Origin of the sequence: Photobacterium aquae (assembly GCF_001029445.1) — a bacterium.
GTDB classification, from domain to species: domain Bacteria; phylum Pseudomonadota; class Gammaproteobacteria; order Enterobacterales; family Vibrionaceae; genus Photobacterium; species Photobacterium aquae.
In genome coordinates, this window is the sequence record NZ_LDOT01000020.1 from 108,793 (window position 1) to 132,598 (window position 23,806).

18 protein-coding genes are annotated in these 23,806 nt (G+C 51.2%); 11 read left to right on the top strand and 7 right to left on the bottom strand.

Going from position 1 to position 23,806, the window contains the following annotated elements:
• The first annotated feature begins 69 nt into the window (after positions 1 to 69).
• The 10 genes from cmoM (at position 70) to ABT56_RS13825 (ending at position 14,743) form a co-directional block, all read left to right on the top strand.
• A complete protein-coding gene (cmoM, locus tag ABT56_RS13775) occupies positions 70 to 891 on the top strand; it encodes a tRNA uridine 5-oxyacetic acid(34) methyltransferase CmoM (RefSeq protein WP_047879462.1) in 822 nt (273 codons plus the stop codon).
• A complete protein-coding gene (mukF, locus tag ABT56_RS13780) occupies positions 888 to 2,210 on the top strand; it encodes a chromosome partition protein MukF (protein ID WP_047879463.1) in 1,323 nt (440 codons plus the stop codon). Before cmoM ends, mukF begins: the two co-directional genes overlap by 4 nt.
• Complete coding sequence (mukE, locus tag ABT56_RS13785) at positions 2,191 to 2,916, top strand: chromosome partition protein MukE (protein WP_047879464.1); 726 nt, start codon at positions 2,191 to 2,193, stop codon at positions 2,914 to 2,916. Before mukF ends, mukE begins: the two co-directional genes overlap by 20 nt.
• Positions 2,916 to 7,379: a chromosome partition protein MukB gene (gene mukB, locus ABT56_RS13790; protein WP_047879465.1), complete on the top strand. Its 4,464-nt coding sequence runs from the start codon at positions 2,916 to 2,918 to the stop codon at positions 7,377 to 7,379. The genes mukE and mukB overlap by 1 nt, the downstream gene beginning before the upstream one ends.
• A gap of 254 nt (positions 7,380 to 7,633) precedes the next feature.
• Positions 7,634 to 8,632 (top strand): DUF4382 domain-containing protein, encoded by a 999-nt coding sequence (locus ABT56_RS13795; RefSeq protein WP_047879466.1) that lies wholly within the window; start codon positions 7,634 to 7,636, stop codon positions 8,630 to 8,632.
• Between the two features lie 315 nt (positions 8,633 to 8,947).
• On the top strand, positions 8,948 to 9,733 hold the full coding sequence (locus ABT56_RS13800) for a tetratricopeptide repeat protein (RefSeq protein WP_047879467.1): 786 nt from the start codon (positions 8,948 to 8,950) through the stop codon (positions 9,731 to 9,733).
• 212 nt (positions 9,734 to 9,945) lie between these two features.
• On the top strand, positions 9,946 to 10,119 hold the full coding sequence (gene torE, locus ABT56_RS13805; protein WP_047879468.1) for a trimethylamine N-oxide reductase system protein TorE: 174 nt from the start codon (positions 9,946 to 9,948) through the stop codon (positions 10,117 to 10,119).
• Positions 10,120 to 10,227: 108 nt separating this feature from the next.
• Entirely contained in the window at positions 10,228 to 11,412 is a 1,185-nt protein-coding gene (gene torC / locus ABT56_RS13810; RefSeq protein WP_047879469.1) for a pentaheme c-type cytochrome TorC, read from the top strand.
• Between the two features lie 27 nt (positions 11,413 to 11,439).
• Positions 11,440 to 13,932: a trimethylamine-N-oxide reductase TorA gene (torA, locus tag ABT56_RS13815; RefSeq protein ID WP_047879470.1), complete on the top strand. Its 2,493-nt coding sequence runs from the start codon at positions 11,440 to 11,442 to the stop codon at positions 13,930 to 13,932.
• A 370-nt stretch (positions 13,933 to 14,302) separates the two neighbouring features.
• Positions 14,303 to 14,743, top strand: coding sequence for a group II truncated hemoglobin (locus ABT56_RS13825; RefSeq protein WP_047879472.1), 441 nt, complete (start codon positions 14,303 to 14,305; stop codon positions 14,741 to 14,743).
• A gap of 109 nt (positions 14,744 to 14,852) precedes the next feature.
• On the opposite strand, the gene ABT56_RS13830 is transcribed toward ABT56_RS13825, so the two are convergent.
• From ABT56_RS13830 to ABT56_RS13850, 5 genes are all read right to left on the bottom strand, one after another.
• Positions 14,853 to 15,761: a LysR family transcriptional regulator gene (locus ABT56_RS13830; RefSeq protein ID WP_047879473.1), complete on the bottom strand. Its 909-nt coding sequence runs from the start codon at positions 15,759 to 15,761 to the stop codon at positions 14,853 to 14,855.
• Between the two features lie 192 nt (positions 15,762 to 15,953).
• Entirely contained in the window at positions 15,954 to 16,700 is a 747-nt protein-coding gene (locus ABT56_RS13835; RefSeq protein ID WP_047879474.1) for a LutC/YkgG family protein, read from the bottom strand.
• Positions 16,701 to 16,702: 2 nt separating this feature from the next.
• Entirely contained in the window at positions 16,703 to 18,127 is a 1,425-nt protein-coding gene (locus ABT56_RS13840) for a LutB/LldF family L-lactate oxidation iron-sulfur protein (RefSeq protein ID WP_047879475.1), read from the bottom strand.
• Between the two features lie 11 nt (positions 18,128 to 18,138).
• Positions 18,139 to 18,858: a (Fe-S)-binding protein gene (locus tag ABT56_RS13845; RefSeq protein WP_047879476.1), complete on the bottom strand. Its 720-nt coding sequence runs from the start codon at positions 18,856 to 18,858 to the stop codon at positions 18,139 to 18,141.
• Positions 18,859 to 19,010: 152 nt separating this feature from the next.
• Positions 19,011 to 20,597: an L-lactate permease gene (locus ABT56_RS13850; protein ID WP_047879477.1), complete on the bottom strand. Its 1,587-nt coding sequence runs from the start codon at positions 20,595 to 20,597 to the stop codon at positions 19,011 to 19,013.
• Between the two features lie 701 nt (positions 20,598 to 21,298).
• On the opposite strand from ABT56_RS13850, the gene ABT56_RS13855 reads away from it, so the two are divergent.
• Positions 21,299 to 22,069 (top strand): TSUP family transporter, encoded by a 771-nt coding sequence (locus ABT56_RS13855; protein ID WP_047879478.1) that lies wholly within the window; start codon positions 21,299 to 21,301, stop codon positions 22,067 to 22,069.
• 69 nt (positions 22,070 to 22,138) lie between these two features.
• Here the strand turns inward: ABT56_RS13855 and ABT56_RS13860 are convergent, their stop codons facing one another.
• Both ABT56_RS13860 and ABT56_RS13865 read right to left on the bottom strand, forming a co-directional pair.
• Positions 22,139 to 23,005 carry a LysR family transcriptional regulator gene (locus ABT56_RS13860; protein ID WP_047879479.1) on the bottom strand — a complete coding sequence of 289 codons (867 nt, stop codon included), beginning with the start codon at positions 23,003 to 23,005 and terminating at the stop codon, positions 22,139 to 22,141.
• 6 nt (positions 23,006 to 23,011) lie between these two features.
• Positions 23,012 to 23,497: a MarR family winged helix-turn-helix transcriptional regulator gene (locus tag ABT56_RS13865; RefSeq protein WP_047879480.1), complete on the bottom strand. Its 486-nt coding sequence runs from the start codon at positions 23,495 to 23,497 to the stop codon at positions 23,012 to 23,014.
• Positions 23,498 to 23,806 lie beyond the last annotated feature (309 nt).

A 23,806-nucleotide genomic window follows, 5' to 3' on the forward strand; every position in this document is an offset into this window, starting at 1 on the left:
TTTATTCCTCTATCGCTTGTGAGAAAATGAGCTACTTTTTTTGAACCGCTATCATAACGTAAAGCTGACGTGATCGAAGATCGAAATTTTGACGATATAGCGCAAAAATTTGCAAAAAATATTTACGGTACAGGCAAGGGGCAAATTCGCCAAACTGTCGTATGGGAAGATCTTGAGCAAGTTTTAGCCCTATTGGAAAATAATACACCCCTGACGGTACTTGATGCCGGGGGAGGGGTTGGCCAGCTCTCGCAGAAGGTTGCAGAGAAGGGACATCACGTCACTTTATGTGATCTTTCTGGCGAAATGCTGAAATTAGCCGAGCAGGAAATTGCCAAACAAGGCCTGCTTGAGCAATATCGCTTGGTTCACTGCCCTGTGCAGGAAGTCGGCGAGCATCTTGATGCCCAAGTGGATCTGGTGATGTTCCATGCCGTCATGGAATGGCTGGCCGATCCGAAATCGGCATTGGAAGGTTTGCTTGACCAAGTCAAACCGGGCGGTGTTATTTCTGTCATGTTCTACAACTACCACGGGTTGTTGTTCAAGAACCTGATCTGCGGCAACCTCACCCACATCGAAGAAGGGATGCCGCATCGCAAGCGTTTCAAGTTGCAACCGCAAAAAGGATTGAAGCCAGAAGACGTATATAGCTGGCTGACCGATGCTGGTTTTTCTATTTTGGGTAAAACCGGCGTGCGCACATTCCACGACTACATGCAGACCGTAAGAGTTGGGGATTACACATTCGAACAGGTGTTGGCGATGGAGCAGATGCTTTGTCGTCAGGAACCTTATTTGTCCCTCGGGCGCTATATCCACGTTTATGCGCAAAAGCCGCTCGAAACTAACGGGACAGAGAAACATAACAGCGATAAGGACAACGGATGAGTGAAGTCACCCAGACCGTTCCTGAGTTGGTAAATTGGGTTAAGCAGCATCAATTTGAGCTTAGCCTGCCAACTGAACGGCTGGCGTTTCTGTTGGCGATTGCTGTATTGAGCGGCGATCGTTTTGATGAAGAATTGGGGGAAGGAGAGCTGGTGGATGCATTTCGCATTGTCAGCGATCTGTTTGGTCAGACACCCGAAACCATATCTTTCCGAGCCAACAACGCCATTAATGAGTTGGTTCGCCAACGTTTGATATCCCGCTTTACCAGTGAAATGACAGACGGGGCAAGTATCTACCGCCTCAGTCCACTGGCATTGGGGATCACCGACTATTATGCTCGCCACCGTGAGTATTCCAATCTCAAGCTGTCTATCCAGCTTGCGATGGTAGCCGATGAAATCAACAAGGCTGCCAGCGCTGCCCAGCAGGGTGGTGATGAGAAACATTGGCGCAAAAATGTCCATGCAGTATTGAAATACTCGGTTGCCGAGATTTTCGACCGCATTGACCTTAACCAGCGTTCGATGGACGAACAGCAGCAGCAAGTGAAGCATGACATTGCCGAACTGCTGAATCAGGACTGGCGCGCAGCGATCACCAGTTGTGAAATGTTGCTGAATGAAACCTCCAGTACCCTGCGCGAACTGCAAGATACCTTGCAGGCTGCTGGCGACCAGTTGCAGACACAGTTGCTGATCATTCAGGAAACCGTTCAGGGCAAGCCTGAGCTCGATTTTGTCGATGCGATGGTTTACAACCTGCAGGCCAAACTTGACCGGATTATCAACTGGGGCCAGCAGGCGATTGACTTGTGGATTGGCTATGACCGCCATGTTCATAAATTCATTCGTACCGCGATCGACATGGATAAGAACCGGGCTTTCAGCCAGCGTTTGCGCCAGTCGGTTCAGGATTACTTCGATGCACCTTGGGTACTGACTTATGCCGATGCCGAGCGTCTGCTTGACATGCGCGACGAGTCATTGGTGCTCCGTGACGACGAAGTAACAGGCCTGGTGCCTGAAGAGATGGAATTCGAGGAGCTTGATCTGGTCAATGACCTGTTGGCGGAGCAAGTTGCTGCCATGCTTCAGGCTCACCGGGACAACGGAACGCCTATCAACCTCAGTACGTTACTGAAAGATTATTTGGCTCAGCATCCGCATGCGCAGCATTTTGATTTAGCGCGCTTAGTGGTGGATCAGGCAGTAAGGCTGGGTTATTCCGAGTCTGACTTCAACGCGATCCAGCCTGACTGGGAAGCCATTAATGAGTATGGAGCCAAGGTACAAGCAAATGTCATTGACAAATATTGAAGAATTTATGCCTGAGAAGCTGGCCAAGGCTATTGCCAACCCGCTTTTCCCGGCACTGGATAACGCGCTTCGCACGGGCCGACATATCTCGAGCGAAGATTTGGATAACCATGCCCTGCTGATTGAGTTCGAGCAGGAGCTGGCAATGTTTTACAAGCGCTACAATGCCGAGTTGGTGCGCGCACCGGAAGGTTTCTTCTACCTGCGCCCTCGCTCGACCTCTCTGATTAGCCGTTCGGTGCTGACAGAGCTGGATATGCTGGTTGGCAAGGTATTGTGTTTCCTATACCTGAGCCCTGAGCGTCTGGCCCATGAGGGTATCTTTACCAACCAAGAGCTGTTCGATGAGCTGATGGTTCTGGCCGATGAGCAGAAACTGATGAAGCTGGTGACCAACCGTGCATCAGGTTCGGATCTTGACCGCGAGAAACTCTACGACAAGGTCAAGACCTCACTGCGCCGTTTGCGCCGTCTGGGGATGATTATTCCGATTGGTGACAATGGCAAATTCCGCATCAGCGAGGCGACATTCCGCTTTGGTGCCGATGTTCGCGCCGGGGATGATATCCGCGAGGCACAGATGCGCTTGATCCGCGACGGTGAAGCCGTAGTCGTTCACCAGCAGGCACCGAGCCAATCTAGCCTGCTTGGCTCAGATGAAGAACAGCAAGAACTTGAAATTGCCGGTCAGGAGGGTGAAGCCTAATGGAACGCGGTAAGTACCAATCGTTGACTATGGTCAACTGGAACGGCTTTTTTGCCCGTACCTTTGATATCGATAATCTGGTAACGACTCTATCTGGGGGGAACGGTGCCGGTAAATCGACCACCATGGCGGCATTTATCACCTCGCTGATCCCTGACCAGAGCCTGCTGCACTTCCGTAACACCACGGAAGCGGGTAGCTCGAATGCCTCTCGCGACAAGGGTCTGCATGGTAAGTTGAAGCCGGGTACCTGTTACTCAGCATTGGATGTAGTGAACTCCAAGAAGCAGCGCATCATTTTTGCGGTGAAGCTACAGCAGGTTGCCGGTCGTGATAAGAAAGTGGATATCAAGCCATTTATTATCCAGGGTCTGCCTGCACATGTTAAACCGACCGATGTGTTGGTGGAAACCTTGTCTGAAAATCAGGCGCGCGTTCGTCAGATCAATGAAGTCAAAGACATGCTGGCGGCCGAGTACGAAGGCGTTGTGTTCAAGGCTTTCAACTCGGTAACGGATTACCATGTGCAGATGTTCGAATTTGGCGTACTGCCGAAGAAGCTGCGCAACAGCACCGACCGTTCGAAGTTCTACCGTTTGATCGAGGCATCGCTGTACGGCGGTATCTCAAGTGCGATCACCCGTTCACTGCGTGATTACCTGTTGCCGCACAACAGCGGGGTCAAGAAAGCCTTCCAAGATATGGAAGCGGCCCTGCGCGAAAACCGGATGACACTGGAAGCGATTAAGCTGACCCAGAGTGACCGTGATCTGTTCAAACACCTGATCACCGAAGCGACCAATTATGTGGCTGCCGACTATATGCGCCACGCCAACGAGCGTCGTAACAAGCTTGAGCAGACATTGAGCTTGCGCGGTGAGCTGATGGGTTCGCGTAAAACGCTGGACGATCATCAGGTCTCGCTGAAGAACATGACGGAAGAGCTGGATGAGCTGACCGAGCGCGAAGGTGCGCTGGAGCAGGATCATCAGGCTGCATCTGACCACCTGCAATTGGTTCAGACTGCTGTGCGTCAGCAAGAGAAGATCGAGCGCTACCGCGAAGATCTGGAAGAGCTGACTGAACGCCTCGAAGAGCAGGTGATGGTGGTTGAAGAGGCTGCTGAGCAGCTGGCGATGGCTGAAGAGCAGGCCCTGCTGACCGAAGAGGAAGTGGACAGCCTGAAGACCCAGCTAGCCGACTACCAGCAGGCGCTGGATATGCAGCAAACGCGTGCCTTGCAATATCAGCAGGCGTTGCAGGCGCTGGAAAAAGCCCGTGAGCTTTCTGGTGATCATCAGCTGTTGGCCGACAAGGCCGTGCCGTATCTGGCGCAGCTAAAGCAAGAGCAGGATACGCAAACCACCGCTTTGCTAGCATTGAAACACCGTCTTGATATGTCAGCTGCGGCTGCCGAGCAGTTCGACAAGGGCTTGGCGATTGTGACGACCATCGCAGGAAGCGTTGCGCGTTCAGAAGCCGGCAGCAAGGCTCGTGAACTGCTGTCCCATGCACGTCAATTGACGGCGGTGAAAGATCGTGGCGAGCAGCTCAAAGCTCAGTACCGGGATCTTGAGCGTGCGATGCGCAATCAGCGTCAGGCACTGGAACTGGCGGAAGCCTACAGCAAGCGTTTTGCATTCAACATCGATGGCGAACTGGCTCTGGCCGAAGAGCAGGCTCGTCATGAAGCGACGCTGGAAGAGCTTGAACAACAGCAGGAAATGCTGGTAGAGCAGCGTAACGAATTGCGTCGCGGCGAGCAGCAGCAAGCGGCTGAGATTGCCCGTTACGAAGCGGCGGCCCCGGCGTGGATCGCAGCGGCGGATGCACTGGAAAAGCTGGCTGAGCAATCGGAGTCTGAGCTGTATGACAGCCAGGCCGTGATGGACGCGATGCAGCACACGCTTGATAAAGAGCGTGAGGTGTCTGCAAAGCGTGATCAATTGGCTTTGCGCAAAACACAGCTGGAGCAGGAAATTGAACGCTTGGCCCAGCCGGGCGGCAGTGATGACTCGCGTTTGCGTGCGTTGGCCGATACCCTGGGTGGTAGCCTGTTGTCTGAAATTTATGATGACATTACGCTTGCCGATGCCCCGTATTTCAGTGCTATGTACGGCCCTGCGCGCCATGCCATCGTGGTGCCGGATCTTAAAGGGATCAAAGACAAGCTGGTTGCCCTTGATGACTGCCCTGATGATTTGTACATCCTTGAAGGTGATGCCGATTCGTTTGATGATAGCGGTTTTGATGTTGATGAGCTGGAAGGTGCGGTATGCGTTCACCTCAATGATCGTCAGCTGCGTTACTCTCGTTTCCCGAAAGTTCCGCTATTTGGCCGAGCTGCCCGTGAGTTGCGCCTTGAGCAACTGCGCGAAGAGCGTGAGCAGCTGATTGAAGATCACGCCAAAGCATCGTTTGATTCGCAGAAACTGCAGCGTTTGTACCAGAGCTTCAACAGCTTTGTTGCGACCCATATGGCCGTGGCGTTCCAGCCTGATCCGGAAGCAGCATTGAAAGTCGCGCGAGACAAACGTAGCCAGTTTGCCCGCCAGCTTGCTGATTCAGAAGCGCAGGAGCAGCAGCAGCGTAGCCAGTTGAGTGCTGCACGTGAAGGATTGGTCTTGCTGGGCAAAATCAGCCCGTTGGTGAACCTGCTGGAAGACGATACCCTGACTGCGCGCTTTGAAGAAGTCGATCAGCAGTTGTCCCAGCTTGGCGAGGCACAGAGCTACCTTGACCGTCATGGTAAGGCACTGGCGGAACTGGAAGGTTTGCTGTCAGCACTGGATGCCGACCCTGAACAATTCGATGCCCTTAAAACCAGCTACGAAGATGCCGATGCCAAGTTGCAGAAGCTGAAGGCCAATATTTTTGCCGTGGCTGATCTGGTTGAGCGACGCCATCACTTCGGTTATGCCGACTCGGTTGATATGCTCAACAAGAGCTCGGAGCTTAACGAACAGCTGAAGGCCAAGCTTGCCGCGGCAGAGCGTGAGCGTAACCGTTGCCGTGATGCGCTGAAGCAGACACGCGCCCAAGCCAACCAGTACAACCAGCTGATGGCCTCGCTGAAGAGTTCGCACCAAGCCAAGCTTGAAACCGTGCAGGAATTTGAACGTGAGCTTCAGGATCTGGGTGTACGTGCCGATGTGGAAGCCGAAGAGCGTGCCCGCCAGCGCCGTGACGAGCTTAATGAGCGTCTGCATAGTTCCCGTACCCGTCGTAGCCAGCTTGAGAAGTCGATGACATCCATTGAGCTGGAAATGAAGTCGCTGATTAAGCGTCTGCGTAAGGTAGGCAAGGATTATCAGGAAATCCGCAAGCTGGTGGTAATGGCCAAGGCCGGTTGGTGTGCGGTACTGCGTCTGGCTCGCGAAAGCGATGTCGAGCGTCGTCTGCACCGCCGTGAAATGGCTTACATGAGCGCCGATGAACTGCGTTCGCTGTCGGATAAATCATTGGGTGCCCTGCGTCTGGCTGTTGCCGATAACGAGAACCTCCGTGATGCCCTGCGTGCATCGGAAGATGTCTCGCGCCCAGAGCGTAAGGTTCTGTTCTACATTGCCGTATACCAGCACCTGCGCGAGCGTATCCGTCACGACATTATCCGTACCGATGATCCGGTTGAAGCGATCGAGGAAATGGAAGTGGAGCTGGCACGCTTGACAGAAGAACTGACGGCCCGCGAACAGCGTCTGGCAATCAGCTCTGATTCGGTGGCCAATATTATCCGTAAGACGATCCAGCGCGAGCAGAACCGTATTCGAATGCTGAACCAAGGCCTCCAGAATATTGGTTTTGGTCAGGTCAATGGTGTGCGCCTGAACGTCAAGGTACGTGATACGCACGAGCAATTGCTGGCCGGCCTTGCCGAGCAGCAGGAGCAGCATCAGGATCTGTTCGGCAACAACCGCCTGTCGTTCTCTGAGGCTATTGCCAAGTTGTTCCAGCGTCTGAACCCGCATATCGATATGGGCCAGCGTTCGCCGCAGATTTTGGGTGAGGAACTGCTGGATTACCGTAACTACCTTGAGCTGAGCATTGAGGTTAACCGTGGTACTGACGGTTGGCTGCAGGCTGAGTCTGGTGCGCTGTCGACGGGTGAGGCGATTGGTACCGGTCAGGCTATCTTGCTGATGGTCGTCCAGAGCTGGGAAGAAGAATCCCGCCGTCTGCGCGGCAAGGACATTATTCCGTGTCGCTTGCTGTTCCTCGATGAGGCCGCACGTCTGGATGGTAAGTCGATTGCGACTCTGTTCGAGCTGTGTGAGCGTCTGGATATGCAGCTGCTTATCGCCGCTCCGGAAAATATCAGCCCAGAGAAAGGTACCACCTATAAGCTGGTACGTAAGATCTTCAAGGATCGTGAGCATGTGCACGTCGTTGGTCTGCGCGGTTTCGGTCAAGAACCGAAAACGCCAGCTAATTTCCAGACGATGCTGGATCTCGATCCCGCCTAATACTCCGTGATTCAACACGCTAAGCAAAGCCGGTCGAAAGACCGGCTTTTTTCGTCTTGAGAGTAAGATCTTTTTCTCAATACTTAATTATCTCTAGGATAAATTTTTTGCGCTTCGGTAAGTGCCTACACTTTTTACTGTCAGATTCGGCCAACTGAAATAGCATTCAGCTTAACAACAAATAACCAAACAATCGGCGGCCAGCAGGCGGTTTGGTACAAGGCCATCAGAAGGATTGTCGTAGGGGTGATGACATGAAAAAAGTACTAATACCAATGCTCGCCACGCTGTTTGTGGTTGGGTGTAGTGATTCAGACGAAGTGTCTAATTTGCTTGAGGGCGAAACCGCACCGCAGGCAGAGGAGCAGGAAGCGCCGGTATCGGTTGATGTTGAGCTTCCTGATAAAGAAGTTCCAGATGGAGCGGATGATCTGCAGGCCTGTTTGGCGATTGACGCGGTAAGCCTGACGGATTTGTCGGGTAAGATCATTGAATTGACGACTAAGAGTATGTCAGATCCTTACGGGGTCAATTCAACCCAGTGTATTCCTGCCGATTCTGAAATTCCGGTGGATAACGATGGTTTCCCTAAATTTATCGTTATCGATTTGTACGATATTTCAGGCGTTGATTTGGTCAATTTGATTTCCGACCAGCTTTTGCCTGTAGGGGAATACACCAGTATGGCGCTGTCGGTATTGCAAGGCAGCTACGGTGATTTCCTTGATACGCCATATTCGTATGTAGGTAACCCGGTTGATAAACTCAAGATGGATATTGTCGATGATCTCAAAGTTGACGGTCTCAATATCAATATTGATGTTCCAACGACCTTCACCATGTCTTTTGATATTAGAAGCATGATCCAGTTGGTCAATGATGCCTATGTGCTTAAGAGTGAAGGCTTCCGTGTGGTCGATAATCTATTGGCCGGTAAGTTGTTTGGCGATATCGATGTATCATCGTGTGTTGAGTCTGCAAAAGGGGCTTATGTGTATCTCTATCCGTCAGGCAGTGAACAATACGGTGATTTAGGATCGGATTACGCACCGTCTTATACGGCCAAAGTGCAGAAGGACAATTCCTATAGTGTCGATTATGTCCAGCAAGGTGAATATGACTTGGTCTTGGTGTGTGATGCTTTGATGGATTTGCCAAATGAGATTGATCTTGATATCGACCTTGATGGTGAAGCGGTGAAATACCAGAATCAGTATGTTGAAGCTGGTGGCGAAGCATATCGCAACCTTTAGCTGAGAGCATTTTTGCCAGAAAAAAACGGCCATCAAATTGTATGGCCGTTTTTTGTGGCGGCAGCTCTGAAAACTGAAAGGCAGTTCAGTCCGAATTCAGATGGGTTCTGTTACGGTATCCTTTCATATGATCAAACTCACATTTCCTCCTTTTTTTGCGCAAGATATCGCGTCTCTAACCACCTGACGGTGAAATAAATCTGCGTAAATGTCGTTAAATCACGTCGTTATTGTCTAGTAAAATATGGTTGTTTTTTAACCTTCTCTTCATTACATTGCCAGCCAATCCCGAACGCCACACGACGAGATCCAGATATGACCGCAGTAATCAACCTGAAGAAAGTAGTATTCGGAACCCTGTTTAGCTTGGCTGCATTAGGGGCGATGTCTGTACAGGCATCGGTAACGACGTCGCCTAAGCATCATTTGGCAACCACCCTCAATTATGTTGAGCTTGAAGCAGAGCAGGGCGATAAAAATATGCAGCTCTTTCTGGGGCGGGCTTATCTGGAAGGTACCAACGGTTTGAAGGCCGATCCGCTTAAGGGTATGTATTGGCTTGAGAAAGCGGCAGTGGATATGCCGGAGGTGAAAACCTTGATTGGCGATCTGTTCAAGGCCGGTGAAGTACTGCCGCGTGATTATACGCAGGCGATTAACTGGTATACCCAAGCTGCTAACGAAGGTGATGTGCCGGCGATGGTTGAGCTGGGGATGTATTATGCTTCTGGGGCCTCTGGCAACGAGGACTGTGGCAACGCGATTAAGTGGTTTAACGAGGCGGCCAACGGAGGATCGCTAGAATCTAAGCGCAATTTGGTTTGGTTGTATGCGACTTGTCGTGATTCAAAAATGCGAGATGGCCACCGTGCGTTGAAATTAGCCAAGCAGGTTTTGAGCCGAAGCGGTACAGGTGATGCGGGTGATTACGATAATTTGGCGGCGGCTTATGCGGCTTGCGGCGAGTTCCGCCGCGCTATCGAGGCGCAGAAAACGGCCTTGGGCAAGCTTGATGACAATAGCAGCCAACGCTATGCCAAGTTTACCCAGCGTCTGAAGCTATACCAGCAAAACCAGACGATTTACAGTGCGTCACTGTAAAGTACAATATAAGTGAATATAAAGGGTGCCAATGGGCACCCTTTTTTTATATTTAAATCATGCAATTACTTACCATTAGTTTGTGCATGAGCCATTTCTTAGCAATTCTCAGTCCACTCCGCATCCTTAACTATACTTACCCTAATGTTGTTCGCATGGTCCAGCAGCAGTGTCGTGCATATGACGTCAACCATAACAATAGGATGTCAACAATGAGTACACCTGAGCAAGTCGATGAAAAAGAAAGAGCTAAATATGAGTGGCGCTCGTTCTTGTTTATCACCATTTTTCTTTTTCCCATTCTCGCGGTCGCCATAGTCGGTGGCTATGGCTTTATTGTGTGGGCGATGCAGGTCTTTTTCCTTGGGCCTCCGGGTCATGGTTAGATCATGGAGTGCTTTCCCTGCCAGATCTCATAGGGGCGGAGCTGAATGGTAAGGGACTGAGGATTAGGCAGAGCCTTTGATTAGCTAAAGATGGAATAGGTTAGCACTATGATGAGCTTTCTTAAGAAGCTGTGGGCGACATTCTGGCGTCCCGCAGTACATATTAGTTTGGGCGTATTGACCCTTGGCGGGTTTATCGCCGGTATTATTTTTTGGGGCGGATTTAATACAGCCCTCGAGATGACCAATACAGAGAAGTTTTGTATCGGCTGTCATGAGATGCGTGACAATGTATACGAGGAACTTCAGCAAACGGTTCACTGGTCGAATCATTCAGGGGTCAGGGCGACGTGCCCAGATTGCCATGTCCCGCATAATTGGACCGATAAAATCGCTCGTAAGATGCAGGCAAGTAAGGAAGTGTTCGGGGCGATATTCGGTACCATTGATACCCGAGAGAAATTTCTTGCTAAACGAGCAGAGCTCGCCAATCACGAATGGGAGCGCTTTGCCGCTAACGGTTCGCTGGAGTGTAAGAGTTGCCATAACTACGACAGTATGAAGTGGGATGAAATGTCGGATTTGGCTCGTACCCAGATGAAACAGGCCGCCGCGCGTGACCAGAGCTGTTTGGATTGCCATAAGGGGATAGCCCACCAGTTGCCGGAAAATATGCAGCTATCGGGTGGTATGGTTCAGCAACTGGTTCAGCAGTCTAAGCAAACCAAATTTGAAGCGGGCAATGACTACTACAGCGTTCGTTACCTGCCAATGTTCGAGGACGAGGCCCTCACCACCGATGGTGGTCAGCTCAATCCCGCATCGGAAGTCAAAGTGATTAAGGTGGCTGATAATGCCATTCAGGTTGAGCTGTCGGGTTGGCGTAAAACCAAAGGGTTTGGTCGGGTGATCAATGAGGACTTTGGCCTGAATATCCCAACTGCGGCATTGAGCAAGGATGCCGCTTTGAGCGAAACCTTGGTCGAGAAATTTGAAGAGAAGGAAGATCCTTTGACAGGTTTGGGCTGGCAGAAGGTGACGGTGAAATTGTGGATGCCTAAGGATTCGCTGCTCGATAACATCGATGCAATTTGGGCTGAAGCCAAACCGGCTTATACCAATAACTGTTCGGTGTGCCATACCCAACCGGCTGAAAACCATTTTGATGCCAATACTTGGCCGGGGATGTTCAAAGGGATGCTGGCATTCGTTAATTTGGATCATGACAGCGAAGCGCTGGTTTTGAAATATCTTCAGAAGCATTCATCTGATTTTTCTGATGCTGGCCACTAATAGATAGAAGCGAAGTGAGGTAACAGTATGTCTCTGAGTCGACGTCGATTTTTACAAGGGCTGGCAACAACCAGTGCAGTGGCTGCCATTGGCCCCAGTTTATTGACTGCCGCGGCCCATGCAGCCGAAGAGGCAACATCGCCCTATTCGGCGGATGGGGTGTGGAAAGTCACGGGTTCGCATTGGGGGGCGTTCAGAGCCCGGATCTATAACGGTAAAGTGCAGGAGATCAAGCCGCTGGATCGTGACAAGTACCCGACAGATATGCTCAATGGTATCAAGGGGATCATCTATAACCCGTCACGGGTCCGTTACCCAATGGTGCGGCTGGATTGGCTGAAAAAGCACAAATATAGCGGAGATACCCGTGGTAGCAACCGTTTCATCCGGGTAACTTGGGATGAAGCGCTGGACTTGTTCTACAACGAGCTGGAGCGGGTGCAGAAAGAGTATGGCCCTTCGGCGCTGTATGCTGGCATGACCGGCTGGCGGATGACCGGTCAGTTTCAGAGTTGTACCAGCCATATGCAGCGTGCGGTTGGGATGCACGGTAATTTTATCACCAAAATCGGTGACTACTCGACCGGAGCGGGGCAAACCATTCTGCCCTATGTGCTGGGGTCGACCGAAGTTTATGCCCAGGGGACGTCTTGGCCGTTGATCTTGGAGCATACCGATACCGTGGTGTTCTGGGCCAATGACCCACTCAAGAATACTCAGGTTGGCTGGCAGTGCGAAACCCATGACTCTTATGAATATTATGAGCAGTTGAAGGAGAAGGTGGCCAAGAAAGGGATCAAGGTGATCTGCGTTGATCCGGTAAAATCCAAAACTCAGAATTACCTGCAATGTGATCATCGCTACGTTAACCCGCAAACCGATGTGCCGTTCATGTTGGCTATCGCTCATACCTTGTATAACGAAAAACTCTACGACAAAGAATTTATTGATACCTATGCATTGGGTTTTGATGAATTCATTCCGTATGTATTGGGTAAGGCGGAAGACAAAACTGAGAAGTCTCCGGAATGGGCAGAGCCTATTTGCGGGGTGAAAGCCGATGAGATTAGGGAATTTGCCCGCCTGTTGGCCAAGGGGCGTACTCAGCTGATTTTTGGTTGGGCGGTACAGCGCCAGCAGCACGGTGAGCAACCTTATTGGATGGGGGCCGTTTTGGCGACAATGCTGGGCAAAATCGGTCTGCCGGGTGGTGGTATTTCATATTCCCACCATTACAGCGGGGTGGGGATACCGCCGACGGGGGCGTCTGGGCCGGGCGGGTTCCCGCGTAATGTTGATGAAGGGCAAAAACCGAAGTGGGACAGCACGGATTTCAAGGGCTATAGCAAAACTATACCCGTGGCGCGCTGGATAGATGCGATTCATGAACCGGGTAAGGAAATCAATTACAACGGTAATAAGGTTAAGCTTCCGGATATCAAGATGCTGGTGGTTAGCGGATGCAACCCTTGGCACCATCATCAGGACCGCAACCGGATGAAAAAGGCGTTCCAGAAATTGCAGACAGTCGTCACTATTGATTTTGCCTGGACGGCGACTTGCCGTTTTTCTGATATCGTCCTTCCTGCATGTACTCAGTTTGAGCGAAACGATATTGACTTGTACGGTGCCTATTCGGGTAGTGGTTTGTTGGCGATGCACAAGTTGGTCGATCCGCTTTATCAGTCGCGGACTGATTTCGACATTTTTACGGATTTTTGCCGTCGCTTTGATCGCCAGAAAGAATATACCCGGGGTATGGGCGAGATGGAGTGGATCAAGAGCCTGTATGAAGATTGCCGTGAAGCGAATAAAGATAGCTTTAAGATGCCGCCGTTTGAGGAGTTTTGGGCTCAGGATCAGGCTGGCTGGGTGAATTTCGGTGAAGGCAAGGACTATGTGGCTCATGCGAAATTCCGTGAAGACCCTGAAATCAATCCATTAGGGACACCATCAGGGTTTATCGAGGTATTTAGTCGTAAGATTGCCGGTTACAAGTATGATCACTGCCAGGGGCATCCGATGTGGTTTGAAAAAGCCGAGCGTTCCCATGGTGGGCCGGGGTCGGATAAGTTCCCACTCTGGCTGCAGTCCTGTCACCCTGATCAGCGTTTGCATTCGCAGATGTGTGAATCGGATGAATACCGAGCCACGTATACTGTTCAGGATCGCGAACCGGTGTATATCAGTCCGGAGGATGCTAAGTCGCGCGGGATCAAAGACGGTGATTTGGTGCGGGTTTTCAACGATCGCGGGCAGTTGCTGGCCGGTGCGGTGGTGTCTGACAATTATCCGCTAGGCGTGATCCGAATCTATGAGGGTGCGTGGTACGGACCGCTTAACGAGAAAGTTGGCTCTATCGATACCTATGGCGATCCCAATACGGTGACGATGGATATAGGTACATCTGAGCTGGCGCAGGCGACAAGTGCCAATACGGTTGTGGTGCAAATGGAGAAATATACTGGCGAAGTGCCGCCGGTTACGTCCTTTGGTGGGCCGATAGAGATAGACAGTTAGTGGTAATTTGATTCATCAAAGTGTGTTGTGTAACAGAGGGCGAATGAGCCCTCTGTCACTAACATTGAGAGATATTGAAGGTATCTATAGGCGTACCTCTTCCCAAAAAGAGTAAACTATTCGCTTGATTCTTTCTTTTTCCAGTTGTTGGATGACGTTCTCGCAATTGTATTGTCGTGACAATTGCCACGACGATTCAGATTTGAGCCAAGTTGTGAGGTGACAAAAACTTATCCCGATCATGGTGGGTTTACGGTCTTGTCTGATCTGAATCTTGAATTCAGAGAATAAGATATTTATATCGGAAATTTTTGAGCAAGCCACTAATATACGTTTATAGTTTTCCTCAATTGTTTTGCCGAATGTCATTATGAAGCCTTACCGCGCCAACGAACATACTATTGAACCCCGAACTGCTCCGAATTTTAATGAGGGTGATACCGCATTTATTGCCGCAGGTGGTGAATCGGGGGTACGGCAGTTGGTTGAGTCCTTTTATGCCATGATGGATGCCTTGCCCGAAGCGGCTGAATTAAGGGCGATGCATGCCGATGACCTTAGCGAGTCGATAGAAAAACTCACCACCTTCTTGATTGGCTGGTTGGGTGGGCCGTCGCGTTACAGCGAAAAGTATGGGGCGATGAATTTGCCCGGAGCTCATCGTCACGTATCGATTGGAATGGCAGAAAAGAACGCGTGGCTGCTTTGTATGGAAAAAGCGCTGGCAGAGCAAGGTTATGATGACTTGTTCCAGCGCCATGTGATGGTGCAATTGGCGTTCCCTGCTGAAATGTGCCGCAATCGCCAGTGACAAGGTTAGCGATAGGGTCTGTGCCTAGCGATAGGACTGAACAAAAAAGAGGAGGCTTCATTACGGAGCCTCCTCTTTTTTTGCTTGGCAGTTTGGGGCTGGAAGCTGGCTAGAAACGTTCTTTGATGGCCAGATACCGTTCCCGGATATGCTCAATAAGGGCCTGAGTACGCCTTGGCGGCTGTTTGGTGTAGGGGTAGACCGCATAAATTCCGACGACTTTGCCAGCATGTTCTGGTAGCACTTCGACCAGTTTTCCGGCTTGGAGCTCGTCGTAGACAAGGCAGGTTGGCAAATAGGCAATACCGTTGCCCGCCAGAGTGGCTTTTTTTAGCGCGATGGCGTTGTCGGCCGAAAAGTTACCGGAGACTTTGAGGGTATAGGTCTCGTTGGTATGGCGTAGGAATAACCAGTCGAAAGGCCCTGTGCTTTGCTGGGTATAGCCGAGACAATTGTGGCGCAGAAGGGCACGGGGAGTTTGGGGGCAGCCATGCTTTTCTAGGTAATCCGGTGTTGCGCAGATCACCCAGCGCGAATTGAAGATGTGGCGGGCGATGAGGCTGGAGTCTTCTAAAAATCCGGTTCGAATGACTAAGTCGTAGTGATCGGCAACCAGATCGACAAAGTGGTTATCCATCGACATTTCGATATTCAACCCCGGGTGTTTCTGGCAGAAGTCGGACAGTGCGTCAGCCAGAAGCAACTCTCCTGAGATGGTTGGCACGGAGACGCGCATAGTGCCAGAGAGCACCTCGTTATAGCTGCTGACGGCATCGAAGGCAGATTGGGCGGCCTGCTGGATGTCTCGCGCGCGGTGGTAGAGCATGGTGCCGGGCTCGGTCAGGGTCAGCTTGCGGGTGGTCCGGTAGATAAGCTGTACCCCGAGTTGTTGCTCGAGCTTGCTGATGCGCTTGCTGACGACAGATTTGGTGATTTTGTTGATCTCGGCCACTTTGCTAAATGAGCCGTGGTCAATGATTTGGGTAAACAGAACAAGATCGTCAATATGCGGCGTCATAACTTCAAAATGGGTTGGTGAGTATAGGGATATTATACCCGACTAATCTCAATATGCAGGATCTGCACGAGACCGGTATCTTAAGGTTGCTGGGAGATATCGAGTATAGCGTCTAAGAGAAAGCCACCCTGAGAGGGGTGGCTTTGGATTATTTAAGTCAAGCTTAAACCTGACGGAGTACCTTGTGGTCGTTTACAGATCGTCGATGATCACGTACGTGGCATAGATAGGGCCGTGTACACCAACAACCTTAATCAGCTCGATATCGGCCGTAGAGCTTGGGCCAGAGATAAAGTTGACGCAAGACGGCACGCGCTGGCCTTGCTTAGCCATCTCATGAAGCTTGGCTGTCGCTTGGGTGAGGCGGGCAACCAGTGCGCTTTTCGGCACGACAAAAACAGATGCTTCAGGCAGCAAGCTGATGGCTCGTCCTTGGGCCACTTGGCTATAGAGCACCATAGTACCGGATTCGGCCAGCGCCTGTTCGGCATAGACAATACCGACTTTGGCGCGTTCAGCGATCTCAATGTTCGGGCCGACGCCAAGATCCGTATTCCAAACGTGGACAACGTGTTCTGGTGTATCGAGTGCCTCGGGATCAAACAGGGCAAGCAGGCGCGGATCGGCTGAGACCAATGTTTCTGCCGGAGCTTTGATGCTGCTGTTCTCTTCGGCATCGCTGTGGCAGTAGCTGTCACAGATTTCGCGCAGGGTCAGGCTAAGGCTGTCTTTGGTGGTGACAACCGCTTGTGCGCCCAGTGCGGTATTGGCGTAATCAACCAAGACGGTTTTGAGTTGGTCTTGATCGAAGTCGGCCATTACCTCAAGGTGGCGTCGGGTTGACAGGGCTGGACGCTCGACGGCTGTGGTGTTGCGCTCACGGCCTAGCTTGGCCGCGATATTGTCAAGGAAGCTATCACGGTTGATGATCTGGCTCATGATTACGACTCCTGCTTTTTGTTTCTTTGTTTGAACCAGCTGCGGAATGACTGGCCGTCCGGTTGTGGTAGATCCCGGGCTTCGGTCCATTCGCTGATAGCCCCTGCGGAAATTGGCATTTTGCCGTTCTTGATCAGTTTGCCTGCGACACTTGCACCGATTTTCACACCTGCGTCCCATAGCATAGGGTGGGCATTGAGGACGGTGAATGCTTTCACTGATGCGCGCTCGGCCAGCGGTGTCAGGCCCTGCTCGGCGATTTTCTGACGGTGTTTGAGGAGTAGGTCAGACAGCGGGATCTTAACCGGGCATACATCATGGCAGGCGCGGCAAAGGCTGCAGGCATACGGCAGATCTTTGAAATCATCATAGCCGCCAAGCAGCGGGGATAATACGGCACCAATCGGGCCGGAATAGATGGAGCCGTAAGAGTGGCCACCGATATGGCGGTAGGCTGGGCAGGTATTGATACAAGCCGCGCAACGAACGCAGCGCAGGATGTCTCGGAACTCCGAACCGAGGATATCAGAGCGGCCATTGTCGACGATAACAAGGTGGAACTCTTCAGGCCCGTCTAAGTGCCCGGCTTCGCGTGGTCCGGTCAGTGCGGTAACGTAACCGGTTAGTGGCAAGCCAACCGCGCTGCGGCATAGCAGGCTGACAACGATATCTAGCTCTTCGAACGTCGGGACGATACGTTCCATGCCCATCACGGCAATATGGGTCTTCGGCAGGCTGGTGGCCAAGCGGGCGTTGCCTTCGTTGGTAACCAGTGTCACCGTTCCGGATTCGGCCACGGCAAAGTTACAGCCGGAGATGCCGATATCGGCTTCGAGGAAATCGTGGCGGATATAGTTGCGGACGAAGCGGGTAATGGCCTCTGGCTCCTCGTCGCCCTCGTAGCCCAGCTTGTCGCGGAAAATATCGCGGATCTGGTAGCGGTTTTTGTGCAGGGCCGGTACGACGATATGCGAGGGGGCATCGTAGTCGTCGGTTTGGAGGATATATTCGCCGAGGTCGGTTTCGACCACTTCGCACCCGTTACGCTCGATCATTGCGTTGAGGCTGATCTCCTCGGTCACCATCGACTTGGATTTGACGATCTTGCGGGCGTTCTTCTGCTTGATGATGTTTTCGATGTACTGGGTGGCTTCTTCGGCGGTTTGTGCAAAGAAGACCGTGCCGCCATTCTCGGCAACTTTGTCACTGAGTTGGTGGAGGTAGTAATCCAGGTTCTCGAGAACATGGTTGCGGATTTCCATCCCCATTTGGCGCCAGTCGTCCCAGTGGCCGAGTTTTTCGGCAGCAATTTGGCGGTTGGTGAACATGCGGGTCTGGGCATTAGCAACAGATTCGCGCATGAAGCTGTCTTGCATGTTGACCTTGATACGGTCTTTGAACTTGTCCTGGCTGGTTTTCATCGACATGTGATATCTCCTCAGCGGCTCATCAGCACATCGACAATGTGCATTACTTTGATTGGCTTGCCTTCACGGTTGATTCGGCCACCGATATTGATTAGGCAGCTGATATCGGCACCGATGAGGTAGTCCGGCTCTGCTTCGCTGATGTGGGCGACTTTCTCTTTGACCATTTCACCGGAGATTTCGGCCATTTTGACCGAGAAGGTCCCGCCGAAACCGCAGCAAGTCTCTTGGTTCTGGATAGGCAGTAGCTCGAGGCCTTCGACATGGGCGAGTAGGGCCAGCGGCTCTTCGCGGACATTAAGTTTGCGGATCAGGCTGCATGATGGGTGGTAGACAGCTTTGCCTGTCAGTTTGGCACCCAAATCCACGGTTCCCAATTGGTTGACAATAAATTGGGTCAATTCGAACAGGCGGTCGGCAACCTCTTGGGCACGGGCAGCCCATAGGGGCTCATCAGCAAGGTATTTAGGATAACGCTTCACCGCTGCGGCACATGAGCCGGCTGGGCAGACAATCGGATAGTCATTGGCTTCAAATGCGGCAATGGTTTTTTTCATTGCAGCCTTGCTCTCATCGATATAGCCGCTGTTGAGCGAAGGCTGGCCGCAGCATCCCTGCTTCTCGGGGAAGATGACCTCACAGCCGAGCTGCTCAAGTAATAAGACCGTTTTTTTGGCCACTTCTGCCTTGACGGTGTCGCATAGGCAGGTAGCAAAAAAGTTTACCTTCATAGTTGCTCCAGTGGGTGGGGTTACCACCTTTTCGTCGTATTTTTCGTTATGGTCTAGTCTGTGTCTGCAAGGCAGGCGCTATGGCTAGGCCCGGCATCATGCCGGGCTAAGGGCGGGCGGTGTTCCTGTTGTCCGCATGTCATTCCGGGGGGCTAGAGTAGGGTGCTGCCCACCGCGGCGATGATTCCGTAAAGCATCATAGGCACCACGGTGCGCTTGATGATGTAGCCTTCTCGGTTGCTAATACCTAGGATAGTCGAGACGGCAATGATGTTATTGATACAAACCATATTGCCCATGGCGCCGCCGACAGACTGCAAAGCAAGGATTGTGGTCTGTGGCAGATCGACGGTATGGGCGATACTCTGCTGAATCGCACCGAATGTCAGGTTGGACACGGTTGCCGAGCCTGAGAAAAAGGCTCCCAGTGCGCCAAGATAGGCGGCGAAGTACTGCCAGCTGGTACCTGTTAGATCGGCAAATGCTTTGCCCGTCGTCATGATCGGGGAGTGTTCACCGCCCATCATCATCAGCTTCACCATGATTAGTGCCCCAACCAAGGCAATAAATGGCATTTTCAGGCGGCTACCGGTCTCGACAAAGGCTTGTTTGACGACGGTGCGACTCATACCCAGCAGTGGGATTGAGATAAGTACGACCAGCAAGAATGGGATCAGGGCAGGGACATACAGGGTCTTGTAAGCCCAACTGGTGTCGGTGGCAAAGATGCCGCCGAGCTTGATGATCAGCGCTTTGCTGATGCTCAATTGGCCTAGGATACCGAGGTCGAGGTGCAGCAGTGGGCTGGCATCGTTGAGCATAGCCTTGATACCCAGCTGCTGGATGCGGGTGATAATCAAGATACCAATCAGCAGAAGTGTCGGCGCAATAGCCTTGAATACCGTACCGGCAGGCAGGCGTTTGCATTGTTCTTCGCGAGCAGTATCGGGTGCGTTGTCAAGGCCGATGCGAGAGCGAGCCAGTAAGATGGAGACACCCATACCAATCGCACCACCGATCAGCGCCGGGAATTCATAGTTCCATTGTGCCAGTAGGTAATAGGGAATAGTACAGCTCAGTACGCTTAGCTGGACGAATAGCAGATTGCGGCGAATTTGCTGCCAGGTGACGACGAAGCGAAGAGCCAGTACCGGAATGATGAAGGCAGCCAACGCATGGAGTAAGGCTGAGTGTTGGCCGGTTACCAAGAGTTCTGCTTCGCTAAGACCAAGGTTGCCAAAGCCAAACCATGTTGGGGTGCCAACGGCACCAAAAGAGACCGGTACCGAGTTCATGACCAGCGCAAGCATGGCAACTTGTAGTGGCGGAAAGCCGAGGCCAACCAGAATTGGAGCGGCAATCGCCGCAGGGGTGCCAAAGCCAGAAGCGCCTTCAATCATGAAAGCAAATGCCCAGCCAATGATCATCAATTGGGCAACAGGGTTACGGCTGATGGTTTCCAGCCATTGGCGAATAACGGTTTCTGCCCCTGATAGGGCGATGGTGCGATTGAGTAAGATAGCGCCGGCAATGATAGAAATAGGGGTGAGTGCCGATAGAGCACCTGCGAAAATATTGGCTGCCAGGGTTTGGCCATCGCTGCCGAAATAGAAGAGTTGTAGCAGGCCTACCAGCAGTGCAGTGATCGGTAGGGCGATATGCGATGGTAGTGCGTTGCGTTTGGTCATCATCCAAATCAGCAGCAAAATAGGTATTACGGAAATTATAAGGTTTAACATGGGGTGTTCCACTCCATCGTTTGTCTTCCTGTGAAGGACGCGTTGGTTCATAGCCAGCGCGATGATGTTTGTAATTTTGTTAAGTTTGTGTGTGGCTCGACGTTGTGGGAGGGATATTTTAGATAAGCGAAGGGGGAGGGCTACGGTTTTTTTTGCATGATTTGATCAGACAAATGAATAATTTGTGAGTTGAATTTCGCTTAATGACTAATGGCTCAATAATAAATGATTAAAAATCAATGATTTATGTTTGTTGCTTTTATATTGCACATTTGTATTGGAATGTTTTTGGAAACAATCATTTTGCATGACTGACATAATGACGGAAATAGGCTTGTATTAATAAGCTGCAATAATCATCAGTTTTGAACATGGGGGCTGAGCGAGAAATAGCGCAGTGTTGTAATAAAACAACAAAATGACACGGTTCAGCTTATTGCTGTAATTTTATGACGCTATGATATGGGGGAAAATTGAGCTGATCCCTTTCTAGCCCGATGGTTTTGATGCCCAATAGAGCGCCGCTTTATCATCTGACTGATTCCAAGTTGGAAAGGATTGGTATCCTTTTTTTCGTTTTTCTTTTTCTTCATCGCCCCTTAATCTAGCGAAATTCTTTGTGCTTATGTTTTGTCTCGGTAGATAGACGTAATTTCAGTCTTATTACGAGCGGGCATGGATTGTTGATTTTTGGGAATGGTATGGAATTAAGCTGGGAAATTATTGGAGCCCTCTTTCTAGTAGCAAGCATGGCAGGGTTTATCGATGCCATTGCCGGAGGTGGGGGGATGCTGACAGTGCCTGCACTGTTAGCGGCCGGGCTGCCACCTGCACAGGCGCTGGCTACGAACAAACTGCAAAGCTCATTTGGTAGCTTTTCTGCCTCGCTCTACTTTGTCCGCAATGGTTTGGTGAAGTTGAAAGATATGCGCCTAGCTATTGCCTGTACTTTTGCAGGCTCGGCTGTGGGGGCACTTTCGGTACAGGTGATTGATGCCGGTATCCTGACCAATTTGATCCCTGTGCTGCTGGTGGGGATCTCGCTGTATTTCCTGTTTGCACCAGATGCAGGAAAAGGGGGCGGTACGCCTAAGCTGTCTGAAGCCGCTTTTGCCTTTTCAGTCGGCACTGGCATTGGCTTTTACGATGGATTTTTCGGTCCGGGTACGGGCTCTCTGTTTACGGTGTGTTTTGTCGTGATTGCCCAGTTAGGGATTGTTGAGGCGACAGCTCGTACTAAGGTGCTTAACTTCACGTCGAATATTGCCGCCCTGATACTGTTCGTGATTGCCGGTTTACCGGTATGGAAAGTGGGTTTGGCTATGGCCGTGGGTGGTTTTATTGGTGCTCGCCTCGGTGCCAAGGTTGTCGTGACTAAGGGGCGTAATTTGATTCGTCCGATGGTGGTAACGGTATCTATGGTTATGGCGGTGAAATTGCTGGTGGAGCAAAACCCGCAGTGGTTTAGCTGATCGTTACGAATCGGCCTTGAGGCTTGTGATTTGAACGCAACACCTATTACAGGTGATCTTCAATAAGAGTCAATGCTTGTGTGAGCTTGGCTCTTTTTTTGTGAGCAGAACGGCTGAAATGGCCTTGAGCAAGGTGACGACGCGTTGATTTTGCAGGCTTTTGGAACGATAGCAAAGGTGTACCGGTCGGGTGAGGGTATCTAAAAAATCAAAATGGAAGCAGTGCTTCGACGAGATGTTAAGTGTTTGGATAATGGACAAGGGAACCAACGCGGGCGCAACCCCGTTGAGCGCCAACTGTGCGGCGGCTGTATAAGAGTCCATCTGCATTAGCGGTGCGATACCGGCTTTTTGTAAGATTCCCGCCTGATAGGCATTAGCCGGGTTGCTGAGCACATTGGTGAGCAAGCTCGTTGGTGGGGATGTGAGCGGTGTGTGGCTGACAATATTAAAAGGCTCATCAAACAGGTGAACGATGTCGAGCCCGTGCTGGGGAGGAAGGTGCCCTGCACAGAATCCAATGGTTGCCTCTCCGGCTTGGACTTTTTCGACAATAATTGGCGTGTGATGCGTTGTTAGCGTGATGTGCCTGTCTTGAGAGAAATAGTTGGCCAAAATAGGGGCGAGATAGCCGGCGACCAGAGTTTCAGAGCAGGCAAGACTGATTGTAGTATGGTCTTCTAGCGATATCTGATCAGAAATCAGCCCTTTTAGCTCGGAAATGCTGGGTCCTACGGAGGCAATCAGCTGCTTGGCTTGTGGGGTTAGTTGAATTCGCCTGCCATCAGGAATGATCAGTTTTTTGCCAAGCCTGATTTCAAGCTTGGCAATGCGTTTACTCACGGCACTTTGGCTAAGGTATAGGCGGTTGCCGGCTTTGCTCATGGTGCCTTCTTCAGCAAGCACCAATAGGGTTTCAATCCCCTCGAGCAGCATTGGGGGTTAGTTCTCTGGATCTTGTGGGTTGATGTGGCCCACATGGAGCATGGCCGCGACGTCAAGGTGCTCGGCATTCATCATGGTCGAAATGCGCTGTACAGATGAAAGAAGCAATGACTGCTCCCAGTCTTCCAGGTTTTGGAATTGGGCAACAAAGTCTTCTTGTAACGGTAGTGGGGCCTTAGCTAGAACCGCTTCACCTTCAGGGGTTAGGTGAGCATGCACTTTGCGTTTATCCAGTTGACTGCGCTGGCGAATAACTAGATTACGACTTTCAAGGCGATCTAGAATCGTTGTGGCTGTTGCCTGGCTCATGTTGGTGATATTGGACAGTTGGCGAATGGTGACCTCTCCCGAATCACGAATAGCGCGCATCAGAACGAGCTGGGGCCCGGTCAATCCAGCAACTTTATTGAGTTTCCGTGAGTGTAGGTCGATAGCGCGAATAATCTGTCGCAGCGCTATCAATACTTCTTCATGCTTGTCCATTTCATTCTCCAATTCATACTCATAGCGAGCTTATAACTCACCTGAGTGCAGTGCAACGCGAAAGTACCTTAATTCTCCCATAGTGAAAAGGATTTGTTGAAGAATATGCCAAAAATACACGCAAGTTAGCATTATATGCAGAATCAATCGCCACATGACGAGAAGTATGGAGGACGAATTGGGGGGTAAGTATGATGCTTTCTTTGGTGAGGGATATTAAGGCTGGAAAATAGCAGGTTGGCTCAGGAGCGGGTAATGTTGTGACTGTGGGTGAGCATGGTGATATGTCAGCAAGCCAAACTGGGGGGA

Excerpts from the sequence above, each read along its gene's own strand:
- mukF (WP_047879463.1), top strand. The coding sequence starts at position 888 with ATGAGTGAAGTCACCCAGACCGTTCCTGAGTTGGTAAATTGGGTTAAG.
- mukE (WP_047879464.1), top strand. The coding sequence starts at position 2,191 with ATGTCATTGACAAATATTGAAGAATTTATGCCTGAGAAGCTGGCCAAG.
- mukB (WP_047879465.1), top strand. The coding sequence starts at position 2,916 with ATGGAACGCGGTAAGTACCAATCGTTGACTATGGTCAACTGGAACGGC.
- ABT56_RS13795 (WP_047879466.1), top strand. The coding sequence starts at position 7,634 with ATGAAAAAAGTACTAATACCAATGCTCGCCACGCTGTTTGTGGTTGGG.
- ABT56_RS13800 (WP_047879467.1), top strand. The coding sequence starts at position 8,948 with ATGACCGCAGTAATCAACCTGAAGAAAGTAGTATTCGGAACCCTGTTT.
- torE (WP_047879468.1), top strand. The coding sequence starts at position 9,946 with ATGAGTACACCTGAGCAAGTCGATGAAAAAGAAAGAGCTAAATATGAG.
- torC (WP_047879469.1), top strand. The coding sequence starts at position 10,228 with ATGATGAGCTTTCTTAAGAAGCTGTGGGCGACATTCTGGCGTCCCGCA.
- torA (WP_047879470.1), top strand. The coding sequence starts at position 11,440 with ATGTCTCTGAGTCGACGTCGATTTTTACAAGGGCTGGCAACAACCAGT.
- ABT56_RS13825 (WP_047879472.1), top strand. The coding sequence starts at position 14,303 with ATGAAGCCTTACCGCGCCAACGAACATACTATTGAACCCCGAACTGCT.
- ABT56_RS13830 (WP_047879473.1), bottom strand. The coding sequence starts at position 15,761 with ATGACGCCGCATATTGACGATCTTGTTCTGTTTACCCAAATCATTGAC.
- ABT56_RS13835 (WP_047879474.1), bottom strand. The coding sequence starts at position 16,700 with ATGAGCCAGATCATCAACCGTGATAGCTTCCTTGACAATATCGCGGCC.
- ABT56_RS13840 (WP_047879475.1), bottom strand. The coding sequence starts at position 18,127 with ATGTCGATGAAAACCAGCCAGGACAAGTTCAAAGACCGTATCAAGGTC.
- ABT56_RS13845 (WP_047879476.1), bottom strand. The coding sequence starts at position 18,858 with ATGAAGGTAAACTTTTTTGCTACCTGCCTATGCGACACCGTCAAGGCA.
- ABT56_RS13850 (WP_047879477.1), bottom strand. The coding sequence starts at position 20,597 with ATGTTAAACCTTATAATTTCCGTAATACCTATTTTGCTGCTGATTTGG.
- ABT56_RS13855 (WP_047879478.1), top strand. The coding sequence starts at position 21,299 with ATGGAATTAAGCTGGGAAATTATTGGAGCCCTCTTTCTAGTAGCAAGC.
- ABT56_RS13860 (WP_047879479.1), bottom strand. The coding sequence starts at position 23,005 with ATGCTGCTCGAGGGGATTGAAACCCTATTGGTGCTTGCTGAAGAAGGC.
- ABT56_RS13865 (WP_047879480.1), bottom strand. The coding sequence starts at position 23,497 with ATGGACAAGCATGAAGAAGTATTGATAGCGCTGCGACAGATTATTCGC.